The sequence below is a fragment of the Aromatoleum evansii genome (genome assembly GCF_045689615.1).
GTDB classification, from domain to species: domain Bacteria; phylum Pseudomonadota; class Gammaproteobacteria; order Burkholderiales; family Rhodocyclaceae; genus Aromatoleum; species Aromatoleum evansii.
In genome coordinates, this window is sequence record NZ_CP141259.1 from 4,151,175 (window position 1) to 4,171,379 (window position 20,205).

At 67.0% G+C, this 20,205-nt stretch carries 20 protein-coding genes; 7 read left to right on the forward strand and 13 right to left on the reverse strand.

Going from position 1 to position 20,205, the window contains the following annotated elements:
- Window positions 1-44 precede the first annotated feature (44 nt).
- Window positions 45-1,730, reverse strand: coding sequence for a winged helix-turn-helix domain-containing protein (locus U5817_RS19440; protein WP_169126214.1), 1,686 nt, complete (start codon window positions 1,728-1,730; stop codon window positions 45-47).
- A 282-nt stretch (window positions 1,731-2,012) separates the two neighbouring features.
- On the opposite strand from U5817_RS19440, the gene U5817_RS19445 reads away from it, so the two are divergent.
- From U5817_RS19445 to U5817_RS19455, 3 genes are all read left to right on the forward strand, one after another.
- Window positions 2,013-2,366, forward strand: coding sequence for a hypothetical protein (locus tag U5817_RS19445; RefSeq protein WP_169126213.1), 354 nt, complete (start codon window positions 2,013-2,015; stop codon window positions 2,364-2,366).
- Between the two features lie 29 nt (window positions 2,367-2,395).
- Complete coding sequence (locus tag U5817_RS19450; RefSeq protein ID WP_211166971.1) at window positions 2,396-2,911, forward strand: hypothetical protein; 516 nt, start codon at window positions 2,396-2,398, stop codon at window positions 2,909-2,911.
- Window positions 2,912-3,028: 117 nt separating this feature from the next.
- Entirely contained in the window at window positions 3,029-3,547 is a 519-nt protein-coding gene (locus U5817_RS19455) for a TerB family tellurite resistance protein (RefSeq protein WP_407278490.1), read from the forward strand.
- 25 nt (window positions 3,548-3,572) lie between these two features.
- On the opposite strand, the gene U5817_RS19460 is transcribed toward U5817_RS19455, so the two are convergent.
- From U5817_RS19460 to pta, 3 genes are all read right to left on the reverse strand, one after another.
- Complete coding sequence (locus U5817_RS19460; protein WP_169126212.1) at window positions 3,573-3,881, reverse strand: hypothetical protein; 309 nt, start codon at window positions 3,879-3,881, stop codon at window positions 3,573-3,575.
- A gap of 127 nt (window positions 3,882-4,008) precedes the next feature.
- Window positions 4,009-4,776: a TSUP family transporter gene (locus tag U5817_RS19465; RefSeq protein WP_169126211.1), complete on the reverse strand. Its 768-nt coding sequence runs from the start codon at window positions 4,774-4,776 to the stop codon at window positions 4,009-4,011.
- A 1-nt stretch (window position 4,777) separates the two neighbouring features.
- A complete protein-coding gene (gene pta / locus U5817_RS19470; RefSeq protein ID WP_407278491.1) occupies window positions 4,778-5,812 on the reverse strand; it encodes a phosphate acetyltransferase in 1,035 nt (344 codons plus the stop codon).
- Window positions 5,813-6,165: 353 nt separating this feature from the next.
- Between pta and U5817_RS19475 the strand changes: the two genes are divergently transcribed.
- Window positions 6,166-6,984, forward strand: a complete 819-nt coding sequence (locus tag U5817_RS19475) for an IclR family transcriptional regulator (protein WP_407278492.1) — start codon at window positions 6,166-6,168, stop codon at window positions 6,982-6,984.
- Between the two features lie 21 nt (window positions 6,985-7,005).
- Here the strand turns inward: U5817_RS19475 and U5817_RS19480 are convergent, their stop codons facing one another.
- From U5817_RS19480 to U5817_RS19490, 3 genes are all read right to left on the reverse strand, one after another.
- Complete coding sequence (locus U5817_RS19480) at window positions 7,006-7,566, reverse strand: CDP-alcohol phosphatidyltransferase family protein (RefSeq protein WP_407278493.1); 561 nt, start codon at window positions 7,564-7,566, stop codon at window positions 7,006-7,008.
- A gap of 85 nt (window positions 7,567-7,651) precedes the next feature.
- Window positions 7,652-9,514 (reverse strand): sulfatase-like hydrolase/transferase, encoded by a 1,863-nt coding sequence (locus tag U5817_RS19485; protein ID WP_407278494.1) that lies wholly within the window; start codon window positions 9,512-9,514, stop codon window positions 7,652-7,654.
- Between the two features lie 123 nt (window positions 9,515-9,637).
- The gene (locus U5817_RS19490) at window positions 9,638-10,930 is read right to left on the reverse strand and encodes a DUF445 domain-containing protein (protein ID WP_407278495.1); all 1,293 of its coding nucleotides are present in this window, start codon (window positions 10,928-10,930) and stop codon (window positions 9,638-9,640) included.
- Between the two features lie 547 nt (window positions 10,931-11,477).
- On the opposite strand from U5817_RS19490, the gene U5817_RS19495 reads away from it, so the two are divergent.
- On the forward strand, window positions 11,478-13,106 hold the full coding sequence (locus tag U5817_RS19495) for a calcium-binding protein (protein WP_407278496.1): 1,629 nt from the start codon (window positions 11,478-11,480) through the stop codon (window positions 13,104-13,106).
- Window positions 13,107-13,192: 86 nt separating this feature from the next.
- Here the strand turns inward: U5817_RS19495 and U5817_RS19500 are convergent, their stop codons facing one another.
- The 6 genes from U5817_RS19500 to U5817_RS19525 form a co-directional block, all read right to left on the reverse strand.
- The gene (locus U5817_RS19500) at window positions 13,193-14,194 is read right to left on the reverse strand and encodes a TerC family protein (RefSeq protein WP_407278497.1); all 1,002 of its coding nucleotides are present in this window, start codon (window positions 14,192-14,194) and stop codon (window positions 13,193-13,195) included.
- A 264-nt stretch (window positions 14,195-14,458) separates the two neighbouring features.
- Window positions 14,459-15,850, reverse strand: coding sequence for an ATP-binding protein (locus U5817_RS19505; protein ID WP_407278498.1), 1,392 nt, complete (start codon window positions 15,848-15,850; stop codon window positions 14,459-14,461).
- Complete coding sequence (locus U5817_RS19510) at window positions 15,840-16,529, reverse strand: response regulator transcription factor (RefSeq protein WP_407278499.1); 690 nt, start codon at window positions 16,527-16,529, stop codon at window positions 15,840-15,842. Before U5817_RS19510 ends, U5817_RS19505 begins: the two co-directional genes overlap by 11 nt.
- On the reverse strand, window positions 16,526-16,987 hold the full coding sequence (locus U5817_RS19515) for a DUF6491 family protein (RefSeq protein ID WP_407278500.1): 462 nt from the start codon (window positions 16,985-16,987) through the stop codon (window positions 16,526-16,528). Before U5817_RS19515 ends, U5817_RS19510 begins: the two co-directional genes overlap by 4 nt.
- Window positions 16,988-17,091: 104 nt before the next feature.
- Window positions 17,092-17,313 carry a hypothetical protein gene (locus U5817_RS19520; protein ID WP_407278501.1) on the reverse strand — a complete coding sequence of 74 codons (222 nt, stop codon included), beginning with the start codon at window positions 17,311-17,313 and terminating at the stop codon, window positions 17,092-17,094.
- A gap of 117 nt (window positions 17,314-17,430) precedes the next feature.
- On the reverse strand, window positions 17,431-17,991 hold the full coding sequence (locus tag U5817_RS19525) for an SRPBCC family protein (RefSeq protein ID WP_407278502.1): 561 nt from the start codon (window positions 17,989-17,991) through the stop codon (window positions 17,431-17,433).
- A 143-nt stretch (window positions 17,992-18,134) separates the two neighbouring features.
- Here U5817_RS19525 and U5817_RS19530 point away from each other — a divergent pair, with 143 nt between their 5' ends.
- Window positions 18,135-18,797 carry a response regulator gene (locus U5817_RS19530; protein WP_169126201.1) on the forward strand — a complete coding sequence of 221 codons (663 nt, stop codon included), beginning with the start codon at window positions 18,135-18,137 and terminating at the stop codon, window positions 18,795-18,797.
- Window positions 18,794-20,104, forward strand: a complete 1,311-nt coding sequence (locus U5817_RS19535; protein ID WP_169126200.1) for an ATP-binding protein — start codon at window positions 18,794-18,796, stop codon at window positions 20,102-20,104. The genes U5817_RS19530 and U5817_RS19535 overlap by 4 nt, the downstream gene beginning before the upstream one ends.
- Window positions 20,105-20,205 lie beyond the last annotated feature (101 nt).

The window sequence follows — 20,205 nt, forward strand, 5'->3', positions numbered from 1 at the left end:
GCCGACCGGGAAAGTGTGCCGCCCCACTGAGGTCGATCGGCTGATCACCGCCTCAGGCCTGCCGCCGTCAGGTCGTCCGCAAAGCGTTCGTTGAGTGCCGCCTCGCGGAATCCCCATGAATCCTGGGCGTGCGCCACCGTGATCGGTATCGGCGCCGCGTTGAGCGTCCGTGCATGGGCCGCGGCCTCGTCGTGACGGCTGGCGCGTTCGAACACCGCGATGCAGGTCACCGTCGTTGCCACGAATGGCTGGCGGGCCATCCCGTCGGCGCAGATTTCCACCGCCCGCGCGATCTGTCCGTCCGCGTACAGCGCCCGGGCGAAGATGTAGGGGTACCACTTCGGATACATCGGGTTGAGCGCGACCGCCCGCTCGGCGGCCGCCACCGCCGGCTCGTAATACCCCGCGGTCGATGCCGCGCGCGAGTAGAAGATGTGGTTCTCGGCGTCGTTGGGGTTGATCTCGATCGCCCGCAGTCCGGCCTGGGTCGCCTCTTCAAAGCGTTTCATGAAGGTCAGCACCTGCGTGAGCGCCTGATATCCGATCGAAAGCTGCGGGTGAAGCTCCAGGCTGCGCTGCACCTGCGCGAGCGACTCCTCATAGGACGCGCCGGTTCCGCCGAAGAGCCTTTCGAGGGCGCCCACCCAACCCAACAAGGCGTGGGCTTCGGCAAAATTCGGGTCCAGCTCGATCGCCCGGCGCAGCAAGGTCACCGCCTCCCGCTCGCTGTCGACCGTGAGCTTGTGCTTCTCGCTCCGCGCCCGCTGGAAGAGATCGTAGGCATCCAGGTTCTCCGTCGGCTTGCGGCGCGCGCGGCGCTTCTCGGCCTCCTGCACGTTCGGGAGCACTCGCGACGAGATCGCATCGGCCAATTCGTCGCGCAAGGCAAACCATTCGGCACGGGGTCGATCGTACTTCTCCGCCCATAGATTGCTTTCGCTTTCCGCGTCGATCAGTTGCACATGAACGCGCAGCGAGGCCTGATCCGCCTGCACGGCCCCGGTGACGACGTAGCGCGCGCCGAGCGCACGCCGAACCGCTGCAGCGTCGAACGGCTGGCTCTTGTATCCGGTGGTCGAGGTCAGAGCGAGCACGTTGAGCTCTGAAATATGGGTCAGGGTTGTAATGAGATCCTCGGTCAGGCCGTCGGCGACGTAGGCGTAGTCGTCGTCATTGCTGCGATCGAGGAATGGCAGTACCGCAAGGGCCGGCCGTCGCTCCAGGGCCGTAGCCGGCCGGGCCGCGGGCGGGGCCTCCTGGCTCATCCACCCGATGCCGGCGATGGCGACGAGCACGAGGAGCGCTCCGCCCATGAGGCGCCACAGGCGGTTTGGGCCGCGCGGCGCCGCGTTGGCGGGCACCATCGGTGCGGCGAGGGACGGCGCCTCCGCCACTGCGAGCCGCTGTTCGCCTGCGTCTCGCGTCTCGGGAGCCACCGCGAGTTTGTAACCGCCCTTGGGGATGGTGAGCAGAAAGCTCGGCTCGTGGGCATCGTCGCCCAGCGCGCGTCGAAGCTTCGCCACCGTCTGGGTGAGCGCGTCGTAGCCGACCACGCGGCCTTCCCACAGGCGATCCTCGATTTCCTGGCGGGTCACGACTTCGCCCACCCGCGCGACGAGCAACAGGAGCAGGTCCATCGCCCGCGGCTCGATGCGCTGGGCTTCGCCATTGCGCTCGATGATGCGCTCGGACGGACGGATGCGGCAGTCGTGCAGGAAGAAGGAATCCATTGAGCCCCCTGGGCCGGATGCAAGCCGGTCAATTTACGGATAGACCATGCCGGCATCCGGGGCAACCGTAACGACATCCGGCCCATTCGCCGGCTTTCGGTGCTGTTCCGCCAACCGAAAACCTGCCGCGACGGATTCATAACACGTTGATTTTTCGTGTGAATAAAAAAATCAGCGATTCGTCAGACGATCGTCAGGCCGATTCGCGGGCGGCGGCATAGAAAAAATCATGGCGGCCCGGCGGCATGTTCGAGCCGGCGCGCCAGAGGAATGGAGGCGAACATGAAACGACTGATCGGAATCATCGGGGCACTCGGAGCGGGCACGCTGCTGTCGCTTTCAACCGCAGCCGTGTCGGCCGAGCCGGCTGCCGACCCTCTTGTCACGCAGGCAAGACAAACCATGGACGGCTTTGCTGAACGAGGGACGTGGAGCAATCCCCTCGCAGCAGCGATGCGTCACGAGGACGGCACACAATCGGCCGACACGGTCATGACGGCGACCCTCGCCGGCTACTCCCGGGCGCTGCTCGATCGCGGCGGGTGGCTCAATCCCTACGTGAAGACACGGACCTACGATGCCGGCCACCCCTTGCTCGCGAGCGCGCCAGGCGACGGAGCGACCACCACGCGCTAGCGTCCTGACAACTGACCGGGGAGATCGACATGAACAATGCCATCGATTGCAGCGCGGGGGGTTCCCCCTTGCGCAGACGGCTGCGCGGGTTTCTCCTGGGCGCCGCGCTCGTGGCCGCGCCCGCGCTCGGCCTGGCCGCGGAACAGGAGCTCAGGTTCCAGCTGGTCACCCGCACCATCGACGTGAAGACTGAAAAGATCGCCGAGGTCGAGGGGCAGATGGTCAGCACCGGCCGCTACGCCGGTACCGCCGTGTTCGCGGACGGACGCATCGCCAACAAGGAGTTTACGTTCTCGTTCGATTTCCGGAACGGCGCCGGGCCCTTCTACGGCTACAGCACCTACACCTTCACCGACGGTTCCAGTCTGACGCTGCGCTTCGAAGGCGTTGTCGAGCCGGGCAAGCCGATGCTCGGCCGCTACACGGTGCTCAGTGGTAGCGGTCTCTACAAGGGAGCCTCCGGTACCGGACATTTCGAGAAAATCGACGACCCGTGGGAGAAGGCGAACTTATACAAGGGGGTGCTGAACATCTCGACACCGTAAGCAGCGGTTCGGGCCGAGGCATCGCCACTCTCGTCCGTAAACTCCTATGCGATTGGAGGGTTCCTGGCCACTCGTGCGAAACCCGTTCGCGCCTCGCGCTACACTGAGCCCTCGTTCGTGTTCGAATGGGAGCGCTCGACGACGATGTTTGCCAACCTGCGGGATCTATTCAACTCCCTTACCGCTGGTCCATCCAGTGCGGCCGCCGCCAAGGGCCCCGATCACGCACTTCAGCTCGCAGCAGCGGTGCTCCTCGTCGAGGTGATGCGGTCGGATGAGGACTACTCGCCGGCCGAGCGCACGGCCGTCGTGCAGGCCCTGCGCAACAAGTTCACCCTTGGCGACGACGAGCTCGCGCGCCTGATGGACCTCGCAGACGCGACCTCGCGCGATGCGCCGGACCTCTACAGCTTCACGTCACGCCTCAACAAGGGCTTCAGCGCTGAGCAGAAGCTGCGCATGGTCGAATACCTGTGGCAGGTGGCCTACGCGGATGGCACGCTGAGCCATCACGAGAACCACCTCATGCGCAAGCTCGGCGACCTGCTCTACATTCCCCGCGGCGATTTCATCGCGGCCAAGCAGCGCGGCCGGGCCGCGGCCGGCGCAGTCGAACCTGACGCACCGGCGGAATAGCCCCGTCGCCTGCGGAGCGCGGCGTTCACCGGTGATGCAGGCGCGCAAGCGCCTCGCGGTCCTGCGCCGACAGCCTGAGCCCGAGCGGCGCCAGGCGGCGCAACGCGTCTTCGATCTCCCACGGCGCCGCGACCATGCGCTTGCGGCCATTGCGGAATTCCACGTGCAGCCAGTAGGCATCGACGTCGGATGCCGACCTCAGATACAGGCGCGCCACATCCTGGGGCCGGCTCTCCAGCCAGGCGAGCCCTTCCTGCTTGCGCATGCGCCCGAGGACGCAAGCGGCGGACACGAAGGTCAACACGCCAGCGGCAACGCCAAGGAGTTCGGACATCGTGGGCCTCCAACTCTGAACGACGAAATATCGAAGTGGAGGATACTCGAACTCTGGTTATTAGAACCCCATATCGTTATTGCCAATTGCCATATGAGCATCAACGGGCGAGTACGCCACAGCGACGCTACCAACCCGCCACGATTGTCGGCAGTGCCGACATCACCAGATAGGCACCGATCGCCATCAGCAGCATGAACACGAGGCGGCGCATCGTGCGCGCGGCGAGCGGCGGCGGGTACCGACGCCCGACGATCGTCACGAGGGCCACCACCGGCAAGGCGAGCGCGAACACCGTCCAGATCTCCGCATCGAGCCGGCCCTGCACGCCGAGGTAGACCGAGCGGGTCGCGGAGGTGACCGAGAAGAGCAGCAGGAGAATGTTGCGCACCGCTACCGCATCCATCGGCTGGCGATAGAACTGGAAGATCAGCGGCGGCCCCGCGACGCCGAAGAGCCCGCCGCTGAGCCCCGAAAAGAAGCCGCTGGCGGCGAAGCTGAAATCCGACGAGCGCTCGTCGAGCTGCACCGGGCGCAAGGCGAAGCCGACGCTGCCCTGGATGATGACGATGCCGAGCAGAAGCTGCAGGATGCCGGCCGCCGTGGCACTCAGAAAATCGAGCAGCACCACGCCGGCGACGATCGCGGGCAGGATGCCCAGGATGGCCGCCCGTGCCGCGCGCCAGTCGATGCCGTGCATGCGACCGGGCAGCGCGACGACGCTGTTGGCGAGCGACACCAGGCTCACGACCGCCGCGACAGTCGCGACCGAAGCGAGCTGCATGCCGCTGGTCGCCCCCATGACGATCATGCCGAGGCCGAAGCCCGTGACCGTCTGGAAATAGGTGGCGACCGCAACGATCAGCAGCAGCGCGAGCTGCGTCCCGCCGTCCATCTCACACCGCGGCCGCAGTCTCGCGCTGCCGCGCGGCGTCCGCCGCCTGTGCCTGCACGACCGTCACCGCGATCACGTAGAAGATGTCGTCGGCACTGCAGCCGCGCGACAGGTCGTTCGCCGGCTTGTCCAGCCCCTGCAGCAGCGGCCCGATCGCAACCGCGCCGCCGACCCGCTCCGCCAGCTTGTAACCGATGTTGCCCGCCTCGAGGTTCGGGAACACCAGCACGTTCGCCCGCCCCTTCACCTGCGAATCCGGCAGCTTGCGGTTGGCGATCTCGGCCACGATGGCCGCATCGAGCTGCACGTCGCCGTCGATCGCGAGCCCCGGGCGCATCTCGCGCACGCGCTGCGCGGCCGCCACCACCTTGTCCACAGCCGCATGCTTCGCGCTGCCGCTCGTCGAGAAGGACAGCATCGCGACGCGCGGTTCTTCCATCAGCAGGCTGCGCGCGCTGTCGGCCGCCGCCATCGCGATCTCCGACAATTCCTCCGCATCGGGGTCCACGACCAGCCCGCAGTCCGAAAAGATCAACCCGCCCTTCAGACTGTGGAAGGGCTCGCACAACATCATCAGGAAGAAACTCGACACGAGCTTGAACGACTTGTCCGGGCCGATGATCTGGATCGCGGTACGCACCACGTCGGCAGTCGTGCGCACCGCGCCCGACACCGACCCGTCCGCATGCCCCAGGCGCACCATCAAGTTCGCGAAGCACAGCGGGTCGAGCACGTCGCGCTGGGCCTGCTCGAGCGTCATGCCCTTGTGCGCGCGCAGGCGCAGCAGCACGCGCACGAAACCCTCGGTGAGATGCGAACGCGCCGGGTCGACCAGCTCGATGCCCGCCAGATCCAGCCCTTCACGGTAGGCGCAGGCCTCGATCGCGGCGCAGCTGCCGACGAGGACGATCTTCGCCGTGCCTTCGCGCGTCGCGCGCACCGCGGCCTGCAGCACGCGCGGGTCGTCGCCCTCGCTGAGCACGATCCGTCGGGGTTTCGCGCGTGCGGTCTCGATGATGCGGTTGATCGCTTTCATTCCATTCACCAAAAAAATGCCGGAACCGCAGGGGTTGGGAGACGACTCGGTTCCGGCCAGGTAACGGCCCCGTCCGGGGAAGCGGGGCCGTGGAGGGAAATACCACGGATGGAGCACCGCCGGCGGAGCGACGCGGGTCACGCGCGCCGCCGACGTCGCCGCCCATATGCCGGTCAGGCGCGGGGGCGGTAATACGCATCAGCAACAACAAGCGAAACAACTTTCGATACGTTTCGTTCCGTTATTCGAAACTTGATCAAACTCTAGATGCAAAACAGGGCACAGTCAACAGGTATTCTTATAAACCGGTACGTGGTGTATTATTTATCGAAACTTACCTCAGCGAGATCGCCATGAAGATCACCCGCGCCTCCGCATCGGAACCCGCCCGCATCGACGGCGACACCCCGACCATGCGGCTATTCAGCCTGCTGGAAGTCATTGCGGCCAAGGACCAGACGGTCTCCCTGCAAGGCCTCGTCGAAGAAACGGGACTACCGAAACCCACCCTCCACCGCATGCTGCAGCAGCTCGAGTCCGAAGGCCTGCTGCATCGCGAAGGCGACGGCCGCCACTACAGCACCGGCGTGCGCCTGCGCCGTCTCGCGGAGAACCTGCTGCTCAACAGCACCACCCACGGCGCGCGCCACGTCGTACTGCGCCAACTGGTCGAAGAGGTCGGCGAGAGCTGCAACATCACGGCCTTCTCGGGAAGCGAAGTGATGTACCTCGACCGCCTCGAGTCAACCGCCCCGCTGCGCTTCTACCTGCATCCGGGTTCGCGCGTGCCGGCCCACTGCTCCGCCACCGGCAAGCTCTTCCTCGCCCAGATGACGCCCGCCCAACGCCGGCGCCTGCTCGCCTACGCGCCGCTGGAAAAGTTCACGCCGAACACGATCACCGACGTGGACGCCCTCGAACGCGAGATCGAGGAGGTCAAGCGCAACGGTTACGCGCTCGACAACGAGGAATTCCTGCCGGGCCTGCTGTGCATCGGCGTGCTCGTCCCGACGCAACGCAAGCAGTCCAACATGGGCCTCGCGATCCAGGCACCGATCATGCGGCTCACGCGCGAAAAGGCCCTGCAGTTCCTGCCGGCACTACAGCGCGCGGCAACGGCGCTCGCCAGCATCGAAGGAAACGAACCGGACGAGGACGAGGCCGAGGCCTGACGCCTTCCGCGGCCCGGCGGGTCAGGATTGCGCGGATCGGCTGCGTCGCGCCCGTGACGCCCGTCGGCCCCACACCAACACATAGTGGGAACCGGACCACACGATGGTAACGAAGGTCGTCAGCGTGAGCGCGGTGAGCCACGTCCCGCCAGCCACGAATCCCGCGCCGATCGCAAGGACGCTCGCGAGCAGCAGGAACTCGAGCGCGGTATTGAGCTTCGACACCGCGCTCGGGGCCATCTCCACCGTCCCGATCAGGTAGTGGTAGGCGAGCGCGCCGCCCACGATCACGACATCCCGCGTCACGACCGCCGCGGCAAGCCACCACGGCAGCCGCCCGTCGAACGCGAGCAGCAGCGTCACCGTAAGCATCGTCAGCTTGTCGGCGACCGGATCGGCGATCGCGCCGAAACGCGTGCGCAGATTCCAGCGACGCGCGATGAGGCCGTCGGCGAGGTCGGACAGCGCCGACACGACGAAGAGCGCCAGCGCGATCCCGAACTCGCCCCGCCGCAGCAGCACGGCAAGCGGAAGGATCAGTGCGACACGCAGCAAGGTGATGGTGTTGGGGACATTGATCATCTGGCCGGACCATCGTGGGCTCGTCGCCCACATTATGCATGGCCGGCCGGCCCGTCCCGCCGAGGTCGCGGCGCGGTTGCCGGTACTACCGCACGAAACGCCTGCTTTCGCGCACCACCGCGTCGAGCAGCGACTGCTTCTCCGCCAGCACCTGCTTGCCCTCCTCGCGCGCGACCGGATGATCCTGCGCATCGAACACGCTGTAGCGGAAGAACGAGCTGCGCGTGTAGGGGAAGGAGATCTTGTGCTCGCCGTCGAAGATCCCCATGTAGTCGTACTCGCCCAGCACGAGATTGTCCGCCGTGTGGTCCAGCGTATCCGCGGAACTGTAGCTGCGCGGCGGGGCGGTCACGCCGAGGTACTCCAGCAGCGTCGGCGAGATCTGCAGGTGCGAGGTGCGGTGCGTGACGACCTGCGGCTGCTGGCCGGGCAGCCGGATCACCAGCGGCACGCGGATCTGCTCCTCGGGAAAGGTGTTGCCGTGGCCGTGGCCCCAGTGGCCCTTCTCCATGAACTCCTCGCCGTGATCGCCCGAGAACAGGATCACCGTATTGTCGAGTTCCCCCTGCGCGCGCAGATGGTCCAGCAGGCGTCCGATCTGCGCATCGACGTGATGCGCGGCGTTGATGTAGCGCGCGTGGATCGCGTCGATATTGTCGCGCAGGTCGAGCTTCATGTAGTCGAGCTGGCGCAGGTAGTCCTGACGCAGCGCGGTTTCCTCCGGAAAGGTGTAGGGTGCGTGGGTCGACTCGAAGAACATGAAGCCGTAGAAAGGCTTGTCGGCAGTGCGGCGGTCGAACTTGCCGATCAGGTCGTCGATGTTCTGCACGTCGCGCCGCCACGGCTCGCCCTGCTTCAGCTCCTGCAGGTTCGCCTCCGGCACGCCCGAGAACACGGTATGGCGCAGCTCCGGATAGTCGAAACTCTGGCTGGTATGGATCGCCAGCTGATAGCCCCGGTCGCGCAGGAAGTTCATCAGCGCAGGGGCGACGCGCTGCTGCTCGAAGCTGTACCAGTAAGGCGCATACAAGCCGTAGAACATCGAGAACAGGCCCATGCGCGTGCGGTTGCCGCCGCTGTAGTGCTGCTCGTAGCGTGTTCCCTCCTGCGAGAGCTTCCACAGGTTGGGAGTGATCTCCGGGCTCAGCAGATCCCAGCGGAAGGACTCGCCCACCAGCATCATCAGGTTGGGCCGCTTCGCGATCTCCTTCGCAGGGAGGTCATGGCCGGGGTAGTCCACCGTACCGCCCGCCAGGCGCAGCTCCTTCACGGCCGCCTGCTCGATGCCCATGCGCTTGAACACCTTGCGCGCGCCGGTGTGCAGGTGGAAGGGGATGGCCTCGGCCGCCTGCAGGTAGTCCTCCTTGCCGACGTGCTCGCTGTAGGCATACACGACCTCCTCCACCGAGAGCACCGAAAACAGCACCAGCACGGCCGCAACGAGCGTGCGCGGCGACGGCGCCCAGCCGTGCGTCACGCGGCGGTACAGCAGCGCCAGCGCTGCGCCGCACAGGATCGGGAACACCGATACCTGCAGCGCGAGCGAACGCGTCGTCGCCTCGGTTGCGCCCAGCGCCTCGATGCCGCCGGGGGTCGTCAGCAGATTCCACACGAAGGCATTGAAATGGAACTGGTACAGCTCGTACAGGCGGTAGTCGGCGAAGATCGCCAGCAGCACGGCACTGCCGCCGACAAAGGCCACCCCGTAGGGCACCCGCACCCGCCATCCCGGAAAGCTGCGCAGCAACCGGCCCAGCGCCGAGCTGAGGATCCACAGCGGGGCGACGTACAAGGCCGCGTAGCCCGCCGTCGCCGCCACGAGGAACACGCGCGCGCCGGACGACCCGACCTCGGCATGCGGCCAGAAGAGCGCGATCATCGCGAACACCGCGACATAGAGCAGTGCGTAGTAGCGTCTCAGCACGAGCTGGGTCTGGGTGAAGGGCATGGGCGATTTCCAGGTGCGTGGATCGGACGGTTTCACAATCGCGCCAGCATCGCGCGGAGGCCGTCAAACGCCCGTCGAACACATGTCAAGACATCGTGAAACCCGCCCCTCGCGGAGCGCCCGCTACCCCGGCCGCGTCGCCAGCAAGGTCAGCGCATGCAGCAAAAGCCCGATCGCTCCGCCCACCAGCGTCCCGTTCAGGCGGATGAACTGCAGGTCGCGCCCCACGCTCAGCTCCAGCTCGCGCACCAGGTCCTCGTCCTTCCAGCCGCGGATCGTCGACTCGATGTGATCCGCCAGCCCATCGCGGAAGTCGTCCGCGAGCGCGACGACCGCCGACTGCAGGTGATCGTCCAGCGAATCGTGCAGCGCCGGGTTGGCCGCAAGCGTCGCCCCGAAAGCCATCGCCGCGCTGCGCAGCCGGCCCGCGAGCTGCGAGTCCTCACGCTGCAGGTCGCTGCGCAGCCACCTCTTCATGTCGTCCCACAAGCCGTTCAGGTACTCGGCCATCGCCGGGTGCGCGAGCAGGTCGCGCTTGGCGGCCTCGATGCGCGCGGCCAGTTCTGCGTCCGTCTTCAGGCGCTCGATGAATTCCGCCACCGACTCGTCGAACGCCTGCCGGCGCGGATGCTGCGGGTCGTCGCCGATGTCGTGCAACCAGCCGTTGATGCCGCGCACCAGGCTCGCCGCGATGCGGCGCGAGAATTCCTCGGTGTCGGTCACGAGCCCCACCGTCCGCAACACCTTCGGATACTCCTTGCCCGCCACCTCGACGATCATCGCCGCGAACGACGCCTGCACGTCCGGGTCGTCCAGCCATCGCGCCAGACGTGCGAGCGCAGCATCCAGCACCTCCTGATGGCGACCGTCGGCCGTCATCGCGTCGAGGATCCTGCCCGTCACCTCCGACAGGTCGACCTCCTTCAACCGCCCGCGGATCGCCGCGGCGAGGAAGCGGCGCACGCGCGCATCGTCGATGAAATCGAGCCAGCCGGCCAGCGCCGACCCCAGCTTGCCGGCAATCATCGCCGCGTTGTCCGGCTGCTGCAGCCACGCCCCCATGCGGCCGGCCGGATCGAAAGCCCGCATCCTGCGCACGATGGTATCCGTGGCAAGAAACTTGTCGCGGATGAAGGCCGCGAGGTTGCCGGCGATGCGGTCCTTGTTCGCCGGGATGATCGCCGTGTGCGGGATTGGCAGGCCGAGCGGATGGCGGAACAGCGCGACGACGGCGAACCAGTCCGCGAGCGCGCCGATCATCGCCGCCTCGGCGAAGGCCGCGACCCAGCCCCAGATGCCCACGCCATGCTGCAGGCGCGCCAGCACGAACAGCAGCGTCACCGTGGCGAGCAGCGCGAGCGCCACACGCTTCATCTTCGCCAGCTCGCGCGCCTTGAGCGCCGCCGCGCCGCTCATTGCGCCATCTCCGGCCCGACCCCGGAACAAACTGTCACAGTCGTGGAAAGCAGACCTGCCATACTTCCGCGCTCCATGCCCCAGCACCATGCAATCAGCTTACACGCGCAAGCGCCGCACTGGTCATCGCGGCTGCCGACGGCCCGGTAAGGGATCACGCCACGGCGCCCCTCCTTACGTCGCGCGCCGGGCGCCATTCGTCGGCGGCGAAGTTGTAACAGGAGTCCCTTCGCGCTACATAGCGAAGGCTGCGGACTGCCCGCAACATGCTATTCGCACCTGCAGCGCCGACAACCAGAATGAAACCACGAGGTCGCGGGCAGCTGAAACATTTGCTTTCAATCTCTCCCAACCTCTCTCGGGATGGGGATTACACTACGATCTACGGATCTGCGGGAATTTTTACCACGCGCATGTATCAGCCAGATGAGTCGGCAATCCATGCACCCGCAGGATGAAACAGTCGGCCGCAACCGGTGAGCGACCGCAAAGCCGAATCCGCATCACCTTTCGAACAACCCTGTAGAACCTTGTTGGGAGACTGCACATGGCAACGATCACCCTCGCCCCTACCGTATCCACTGACCACGCTGACGACCTGGCCGGCGACATCAGTTCCACGACCGTCATTTCGGCCTCGGCAACGTCGATCACGCTCGGCCTGACCTATGAGGGCGACGACCTTCCGCATGCAAGCACCCTCGTCATCACGGGCAACTTCCCGGGCAGCGACCTCAGCAGCGGCACCATCACCAGCCTGGACTTCCGTGACGCCGGCAACGCGTCGCTGATGCTGATCAGCGACTTGTCCTTGACGACCACGAATTTCAATGCGCTGCTCCTGAATGAGGAGCTCTTCGAGGACTTCGTCGAGGACATCGTGCACACGCAATTCCCCGGCACGGATTTCGATGACCACGGCGGTCGCAAGGACGATGACACCTACAACGGCACCGGCAGCGACGACACCGTGAACTATGACGACTCCTCCAAGAAGGTGACGGTGAACCTGACGAGCGGCACGTCCCGCGGCCAGGGCAACGACACCCTCATGGGCATCGAGAACATCGTCGGCTCGCGCGGCAGTGACAACATCACCGGCAGCGACATTGACAACGTGCTCGACGGCAACGACGGCAACGACAAGCTCTTCGGCCTGGCCGGCGACGACGACCTCCTCGGCGGCAAGGGCAACGACCAGCTCACCGGCGGTGACGGCGACGACATCCTCGACGGCGACGACGGCAATGACAAGCTGTTCGGTGGCAACGGCTTCGACGACCTGATCGGCGGCAAGGGCAATGATCACCTCGACGGCGGCGCCGATGACGACTTCCTCGACGGCGGTGACGGCAACGACAAGCTCACCGGCGGCGACGGCAACGACGAGATCCACGGCGGCAGCGGCAACGACAACATCATTGCCGGCAACGGCCTCAACGTGATCTCCGCCGATGACGGCAACGACAAGGTCACCGCGGGCGACGGCGATGACATCATCGACGGCGGCTCGGGCAACGACGTCATCATGTCCGGCGCGGGCAACGACGACATCTCCGGCGGCGCCGGCAAGGACAAGATCAAGGCCGGCGACGGCGACGACTTCATCGACGGCGGCGCCGATGCGGACAACATGGCCGGCGGCGCGGGCAACGACACCTACGTCGTCGACAACGCCAAGGACAAGATCGTCGAGCAGGCTGGCGGCGGCAGCGACACGGTGATCGCATCGTCCGACTTCAGTCTCGCGAAGCTCGCCAATGTCGAGAACATCGAGCTCACGGGCACCGGGGCGTTCAGCGCAACCGGCAACGCAGGCGCCAACGTCCTGGACGGCAACGCGGGCTCCAACGTCCTGACCGGCGGTGCGGGCGACGACGTGTTCCTGTTCGATGATCTGACGGGCGTCGACACCATCACGGACTTCGGCAACGGCAACGACATGCTCGTGTTCGATAACAGCGTGTTCACCGCCTTCACTACGGATGGTGCGCTCGCGGCCGGCAGCTTGGTCAGCGGCACTGTTGCGGTCGAAGCGGATGATTTCCTGCTGTTCGATAGCACCACGGGAGCGCTGTACTACGATGCCGACGCCAATGGCGCCGGCGGGGCGGTGCAAGTCGCGCAGCTCAACGTCGGCGCAACCCTCACCGCCGACGACGTGACCATCATCTAAGCCGCAACAGGCTCACACCCCGGGGCAAGCCTCCCGCCGCATCCGGCGGGGCGCTTGCCCCGTTTCCGTTCAAGGCGCAGCCGCACTCAGGCCCCGCGCCCCTCGGTGGCCGCCGCCCCTTCAACCTCCCCCTCATTGCGCTCCCGACGCAGCGACAGCACGATCGACGTCGCGATGATGACCGCCACAACGCCAAGCGACACCCCCGCCGGGATCTTGATCAGGTCGATCAGCAGCATCTTCGTGCCGATGAACACCAGCACCAGCGCCAGGCCGTACTTCAGCAGCGAGAAGCGGTCCGCCATGCCGGCGAGCAGGAAGTACATCGCCCGCAGGCCCAGGATCGCGAAGACGTTGGAGGTCAGCACGATGAAGGGGTCGGTCGTGATCGCGAAGATCGCCGGGATCGAGTCCACTGCGAAGATCACGTCGGAGATCTCCACCAGCACCAGCGCGAGGAACAACGGCGTCGCGTAGCGCACGAGGCGCCCGCCCTCGCCGCGGGTCACGAAGAAGCGCTCGCCCTCGAGGTGGTCGGTGATACGCATGTGCCCGCGCAGCCAGCGGATCAGCGGGTTGTTCGCGAGGTCGGGCTTGGCCTCGGCGAACCACCACATCTTCAAGCCGGTGACTAGCAGGAAAGCGCCGAACACATACAGGATCCAGTGGAACTTCGCGATCAGCCACACGCCGGCGAAGATCATCGCCGTCCGCAGCACAATCGCCCCGATCACACCGTACGCCAGCACGCGCTTCTGCAATTCCAGCGGCACCGCGAAGAAGCCGAACAGCATCAGCCACACGAACACGTTATCGACTGCGAGCGATTTCTCGATCAGGTAGCCGGTAAGGAATTCCAGCGTCTTCTGGTTGGCGACCTCCCGCCCGAGCGAACCGTCGAGGTAGCCCCACAACCCGGCCGCGAAGACCAGCGACACCGTCACCCACACGGCCGACCAGGTTGCCGCCTCGCGAAAGCTCACGCGATGCTGGCGCCCCCCGCCGACGACGAACAGGTCCACCGCGAGCATCGCCAGGACGATGCCGAAGAAGCCCGCCCACATCCACCATGTACCGATTGTTTCCATAAATTCCCTCCTTGCCGGATCCGCCAGCCCGTCCTGCCCGCACCGCAGGCGCAAAAACAGAACGGCCCTTTGTCCTGCGAGGACGAAGGGCCGTGGATACGACAAGGGGACCTCCGCCATCGCGGCAAAGGTCTTGCTCGCAGCCGTCAGGAAACGACTGCCCGGGCGCCGGGCAACCCCTGCACGGGGACTGCCGGATTGACGACGCCGCGGCGGAGAGCTACTCCCCCTTGGGACGTAGGAAAAATAGAACGTCCGGCGGCATCAGTCAAGCGACGCAGGCATTGCGCCGTCGACAGGCAGCACGACCTCGATGGCGAGGCCCGGGCCGGCATCGAGCGCCGACACGCTTCCACCGTGGGCTTCGACGATGCCCCGCACCAGCGCCAGTCCCACACCGGCCCCGTCCGCCGCGCTGCGGCTCTCGTCGAGGCGGAAGAAGCGCTCGAACAGCCGCGGCAGCGCGGCGTCGGGAACGCCCGCGCCATGATCGCGCACGCTCAGCACGACACGGCCTTCGCCCGCCGCGAGATCGAGCGCGATCGTCCCCGCCCCGTGCTTCAGCGCGTTCTCGATCAGGTTCTGCAGCACCTGAAACAACAGGTCCGGATCTCCGCGCACCGTTGCCGGCGCCAGCGTACCGACGAGTTCCCTGCCCTCGGCAGCGGCCACCGGTTCGTACAGTTCGATCGCATCGGCGGCCACGGCGCGGAGGTCCACCGGCTGCCATGTCGGCCCGAGCGCGCCGGCCTCGATGCGCGCCAGGCTCAACAGCGCAGCAAAGGTGCGCAGCAGTGCATCCGTCTGCACTCCCAGCCCCTCCAGCCGCTCGCGCAGGATCCGGTCCGCAGCAGCAGCCTCGCGCGCCTCGTCGATCGCCCGCCGCAGGGCGATCAGCGGACGACGCATGTCGTGCGCGATCGCGCTGGAGACGTGCCGCGACGCATCGACGAGGCGCTCGATCTCGTCGAAGGCACGATTGAAGCGCCGCGCCAGCGCGTCCAGCTCGTCATTGCGTGCACTCAGGCTGAGGCGCTGCGCCAGGTGGCCTTCCTGGATGCGCGCCGCCTCGCGCGCCAGCGTCTCGAGCCGGCGGTGCAGATGTTGCATGAAGAACCATCCGATCGCGGCCGCAACGACGATGATCAGCGCCGCGGACCCCCACAGCCGGGTCGTCATGTGCTGCTGGAACGATTCCAGCGGCGAATGGCGCCCGACCAGCAGGCGGTCGCCGCCGAACAGCACGAACACCTGCCCTTCCAGCGTGCTGCCGTCGGGCTCGCGGACGTGGAACCAGGCCTCGTCGGCCACCGGCACGCCGTCGGGCCAGGCCGCCAGGTTGCCGACCACGGCCCGCCCGTCACGGTCGGTCAGCAGGTACACGGCGTCGCGGTCCGCCGCCGCATCGACGCGGCGCTGCAGCGCGTCGCGCAGGCCGGCCATTCCGCGCTCGTGGAAGTGCTCGTCGAGGCCGTTGATCTCCAGCGTGATCGCGGCGCGAACCTCATCGCGGATATGTCCCTCGGCCTCGCGGAAGAGCGGATAAAAGAGTACCCCCACGATCAGCGCGATCGCGGCCGGCAGGGCGAGGGCGAAGCGGTGGAACGGGCTGCCGAACCAGGCGCGCAGCCCGCCCGGCGCCGTCTCACGCGACATCGGCGGTCAGGCGGTAGCCGGCGCCGCGCACCGTATGGATCAGCGGCGGCAGGCCAGCCAGATCGATTTTCGCGCGCAGGTTCGAGATATGCACGTCGATGACGTTGGTCTGGGGATCGAAATGGTAGTTCCAGACGGCCTCGAGCAGCATCGCGCGCGTGACCACCTGCTCCGAATGGCGCAGCATGAACTCGAGCAACTGGAACTCCTTCGGCTTGAGTTCGATCTTGCGTCCGCCACGCGTGACGCTGCGGCGCAGGAGATCCATCTCCAGGTCGGCAACGGCGAGCCGCGTGTTCGGCCCGCCGGCCCCGGACACCGCGCCCCTGCGCGCCAGGGCTTCCAGCCGGGCGACGAGTTCGATCAGCGAGAACGGCTTCACCAGGTAGTCGTCGCCGCCGGCGCGCAGGCCCGCGACCCGGTCATCAACTTCGCCCAGCGCGCTGAGGATGACGACGGGCGTCGCAACGTTCGACGCGCGCAGCGTGCGCAGCACCGTGAGGCCGTCCACGCGCGGCAGCATGCGATCGAGGACCAGGACGTCGTAGCTTTCGGTAGTGGCGAGAAACAAGCCGTCGCGCCCGTCGGCGGCGACGTCGACGATGTGCCCCGCTTCCTGCAGCCCCCTGCGGATGTAGGCGGCCTGCTGCGGATCGTCTTCGACGAGAAGTATCTTCATTGGGTCCTGCGCGGTCCGGCGTCGTGGATCAGGCGGACGACCACACCACCGTCCGGGGTGATCGCGCTCGCGCGCAGTTTATTCCGGTCGGCACGCGACAGGCTATCGATCGCGCACTCACCGGCAGGAAATACCATGCGGTCGCGACCGGGAACGAGATGTTTGTCGCGCAGGACGAGCACCGAAGGGGTCTCGTCGGCAGCGACCCTGCATCTGCGTGCAAGCCGGATCACATAGGGTTCGTCGACCCCCAGCCAGATTACGGCCGCATGCGGTTCGAGCGCATGCCAGCCATATACGCGGAACACGCGCACCGCCCGCTGCGGTCCGGCGCCGCTTGCCGCCAGATCCGAAGAGTCGGAAGCCGGCTCACCCGCGGCCGGCTCCCATCCGGCCACGGCGGCATTCGCGTGAAACGCGAGCGCCCCCAGCAGGGCAAGCCTCGACCAGGTGGCCACAAGCCACCATGGTCGCGTCGCGCTGGAGGACCGAGCCAAGATCAGACGACCGGGCGCGACCGGACGGACACCCCACGGATCCGTTCCGGTCGGCACCGCGACGATCAGTTGGCGGCAGGCGCCGTCGCCTTGGCTGCGGATTTCTTCGCAGCAACCTTCTTGTGCGTCGCCTTCTTGTGCGTGGGGGCCTTCTTCGCCGGGGCGGCGGCAGCGCCCTGGTCGGCGGGGGCTGCAGCATCGGCCGGAGCGGCAGCGGAAGCGGAAGCGGACAGCGCAAAGGCTGCGGCGCTCGCAGCGATCAGGGCCTTGATGTATTTCGGGTTCATGGTGACTCTCCTGTACGGTTGGTGACGACGGTTGCGTCGTGAGGAGAGTCTGTGCCTGCGAGCATTAAGCGCCATCTCCCGCAGGATTAAGAAAACATCACAATCCGGCGGAGGTCCTCACTGCCGCCGGACCATTTCGCGGATGATCGCCGAGAACTGTTCGGCGGTCTCGTGGCGCACGAAGGATGGGCCGAGCAGCGGCGGCAGCCAGACGTCGGGCTGAACTTCGGCGTGATAGCGCAGCAGCGTGCCGCCCGGCTCGGCCTCCAGCCGCATCACGCTTTCCATCCGCTTCATGTTGCCCCCGACGCCCTGCGCGCGGATTTCGTTCGGCGGGGAGAAGCGGATCTCGCGCACCGATTCGAAATTCGTCCAGAACATGCCGTAGCGGGCGGTTCCGGTCTGGTGCACGCGCACGAAGGCATCGCCGCGCTCGGACACACGGCTCGTCTTGAGGTTTGGCACGAAAGCCGCCATGTGCTCGAAATCGGTCAGTACCTCCCACGCCAGTGCCTGGTTGACCGGCGCGTGGGCGAGCATGTCGACGGTGAAACCGCCCACGTTGCGCTCGACGCGCACGTCCTTGTCCGCGACCGCCGCCGCGTCCTCGAGCGCCGCAGTACCCTGGCCCCAGGACAAGGCGAGCATGATCGGCAAGCAGCGAAGAAGACGGAACATGGCGGACATCCGGTCGAAAAGGTGGGCGGCCCATGACGCCGGGCAGGCGGGCGCAACGGCAAGCGTAGCGTAGTGCCTCGATGTGCGGCAGTGCAATCGCATAGAATGTTTCAAAGGCGTCCGCCGCCCCACCCTACGCCACCATGAGACTGCTCCTGATCGAAGATGACGCGATGATCGGTGCCGGCGTGCAGCAGGCGCTGCGCGAGGACGGCTATGCGGTCGACTGGGTGCGCGACGGCGTGGCCGGCGAACTCGCGGCGCGCGACAACCCCTACGACCTGCTGCTGCTCGACATCGGCCTGCCGCGCCGCGACGGCATCGAGCTACTGCAGCGCCTGCGCACGGCCGGCCACGCGATGCCCGTGCTCGTGCTCACGGCACGCGATGCCGTCGCCGACCGCATCCGCGGGCTGGACGCCGGCGCGGATGACTACCTCGTCAAGCCCTTCGACCTCGACGAACTCTCCGCGCGCGTGCGGGCGCTGCTGCGCCGCCAGCGCGGGCAGGCCAACCCGCTCGTGACGCTGGGTGCGCTGCAGGTCGATCCCGCGAGCCGCGCGGTGACGCTGGCGGGCGAGCCGGTGCGGCTCTCGGCGCGCGAGTTCGCGCTGCTGTCGGCGCTGCTGGAACACCCCGGCCGGCCGCTGTCGCGCAGCCAGATCGAGGAGCGCATCTACGGCTGGGATGAAGAGGTCGACAGCAACGCCGTCGAGGTGCATATCCATTCGCTGCGTCGCAAGCTCGGCGCCGACTGGATCCGCAACCTGCGCGGCGTCGGCTATTACGTGCCGGAGCGGCCATGAACTCGCTGCGCCGCACGCTGCTGTTCTCGCTGCTCGGCGCCTTGGTGCTGGTGTTCGCGATCGGCGGCATCGCGACCTACCGCATGGCGCACAACGAGATCGACGCGCTGATGGACTACAACCTGCGCCAGTTCGCGCTCTCGCTGCGCGACAGGCGCCTGGCGGAGCCGAATGTCACCCCCCTCGCAGCGCCCGACGAGTCGCTGGACCTCGTGATCCAGATCTGGGACGACACCGGCGTGCGCCTGTACCTCTCGCACCCGCACACCGCGCTGCCGGCCCGCGCGCAGCTCGGCTACACGACGGTCACGACCTCCGAGGGCGACTGGCGCGTGTATTCCATTCCGCTGCTCGACCACGTGATCCAGATCGCCCAGCCGATGGCCGTGCGCAGCCGCCTCGCCGCCCACGCGGCGCTGCGCACGCTGATCCCGCTGGTGGCGCTGATGCCGCTCCTGGGCGCGCTGATCTGGTATCTGGTCGGCCGCGGCCTGCGCCCGCTCGAGCGGCTCGCGCAGGAGGTGGCGACGCGCCGCGCCGATTCGCTCGACGCCCTGCCGCTGAAGGGCATTCCCGACGAGGCGCAGCCGCTGGTGCGGGCGCTCAACGAACTGCTCGAGCAATTGCGGCAGGCGATCAGCGTCCAGCGCGCCTTCGTCGCCGATGCCGCGCACGAGCTGCGCACGCCGCTCGCGGCGCTGCAGATCCAGCTGCAGCTGTGCGAACGGGCGCGCGACGAAACCACACGCACCGCTGCGCTCGGAGAGCTGCGCACCGGCCTGACGCGCGCCGCGCACCTCGTGCAGCAGTTGCTGACGCTGGCCCGACAGGAACCCGGCGAGGGGGCGGCGAAACCGCAGGTGCGCGTCGTGCTCGCCGACATCGCACGCAAGTCGCTCGCCGACTACACCACCCTCGCGCACGAACTCGGCATCGATCTCGGCGCCGAACTGCTCGACGACGCGCTCGCGACGCAGGGCGATCCGGCTGCGCTGCGCACCCTGGCCGGCAACCTGATCGACAACGCAATCCGCTACACGCCTCGCGGCGGCCGCGTGGATGTGTCGGTCAACAAGAGCGATGGCCGCTACTGGCTGCGCGTCGACGACAGCGGACCGGGCATCCCGCCCGAGGAGCGCGACCGCGTGCTCGACCGTTTCTATCGCCCCGCCGGCCAGCAGGAGTCGGGCAGCGGACTCGGCCTTGCGATCGTCGACAGCATCGCCCGGCGCCACGATGCGCGCGTCGTCCTGAACGCCTCCCCGCTGGGCGGCCTGCGCATCGCGGTAGGATTCCCGCCCGCGTGAAACGGGGCAAATTCAGCATTCCCTTAAGTTTGATTTAAGTCAGAGGCCCGTAGAGTGCCAACATCGTCCCGCTCCGTGCATGCGGGATGGGAGGAAACAGA

What these genes read in the sequence shown, in the direction of transcription:
- U5817_RS19460 (WP_169126212.1), bottom strand. Translation starts at nt 3,881, where the DNA reads ATGTCCGAACTCCTTGGCGTTGCCGCTGGCGTGTTGACCTTCGTGTCC.
- U5817_RS19530 (WP_169126201.1), top strand. Translation starts at nt 18,135, where the DNA reads ATGAGACTGCTCCTGATCGAAGATGACGCGATGATCGGTGCCGGCGTG.
- U5817_RS19490 (WP_407278495.1), bottom strand. Translation starts at nt 10,930, where the DNA reads ATGAGCGGCGCGGCGGCGCTCAAGGCGCGCGAGCTGGCGAAGATGAAG.
- U5817_RS19495 (WP_407278496.1), top strand. Translation starts at nt 11,478, where the DNA reads ATGGCAACGATCACCCTCGCCCCTACCGTATCCACTGACCACGCTGAC.
- U5817_RS19485 (WP_407278494.1), bottom strand. Translation starts at nt 9,514, where the DNA reads ATGCCCTTCACCCAGACCCAGCTCGTGCTGAGACGCTACTACGCACTG.
- U5817_RS19475 (WP_407278492.1), top strand. Translation starts at nt 6,166, where the DNA reads ATGAAGATCACCCGCGCCTCCGCATCGGAACCCGCCCGCATCGACGGC.
- U5817_RS19535 (WP_169126200.1), top strand. Translation starts at nt 18,794, where the DNA reads ATGAACTCGCTGCGCCGCACGCTGCTGTTCTCGCTGCTCGGCGCCTTG.
- U5817_RS19505 (WP_407278498.1), bottom strand. Translation starts at nt 15,850, where the DNA reads ATGTCGCGTGAGACGGCGCCGGGCGGGCTGCGCGCCTGGTTCGGCAGC.
- U5817_RS19520 (WP_407278501.1), bottom strand. Translation starts at nt 17,313, where the DNA reads ATGAACCCGAAATACATCAAGGCCCTGATCGCTGCGAGCGCCGCAGCC.
- U5817_RS19465 (WP_169126211.1), bottom strand. Translation starts at nt 4,776, where the DNA reads ATGGACGGCGGGACGCAGCTCGCGCTGCTGCTGATCGTTGCGGTCGCC.
- U5817_RS19440 (WP_169126214.1), bottom strand. Translation starts at nt 1,730, where the DNA reads ATGGATTCCTTCTTCCTGCACGACTGCCGCATCCGTCCGTCCGAGCGC.
- U5817_RS19450 (WP_211166971.1), top strand. Translation starts at nt 2,396, where the DNA reads ATGAACAATGCCATCGATTGCAGCGCGGGGGGTTCCCCCTTGCGCAGA.
- U5817_RS19445 (WP_169126213.1), top strand. Translation starts at nt 2,013, where the DNA reads ATGAAACGACTGATCGGAATCATCGGGGCACTCGGAGCGGGCACGCTG.
- U5817_RS19510 (WP_407278499.1), bottom strand. Translation starts at nt 16,529, where the DNA reads ATGAAGATACTTCTCGTCGAAGACGATCCGCAGCAGGCCGCCTACATC.
- U5817_RS19500 (WP_407278497.1), bottom strand. Translation starts at nt 14,194, where the DNA reads ATGGAAACAATCGGTACATGGTGGATGTGGGCGGGCTTCTTCGGCATC.
- U5817_RS19525 (WP_407278502.1), bottom strand. Translation starts at nt 17,991, where the DNA reads ATGTTCCGTCTTCTTCGCTGCTTGCCGATCATGCTCGCCTTGTCCTGG.
- U5817_RS19480 (WP_407278493.1), bottom strand. Translation starts at nt 7,566, where the DNA reads ATGATCAATGTCCCCAACACCATCACCTTGCTGCGTGTCGCACTGATC.
- pta (WP_407278491.1), bottom strand. Translation starts at nt 5,812, where the DNA reads ATGAAAGCGATCAACCGCATCATCGAGACCGCACGCGCGAAACCCCGA.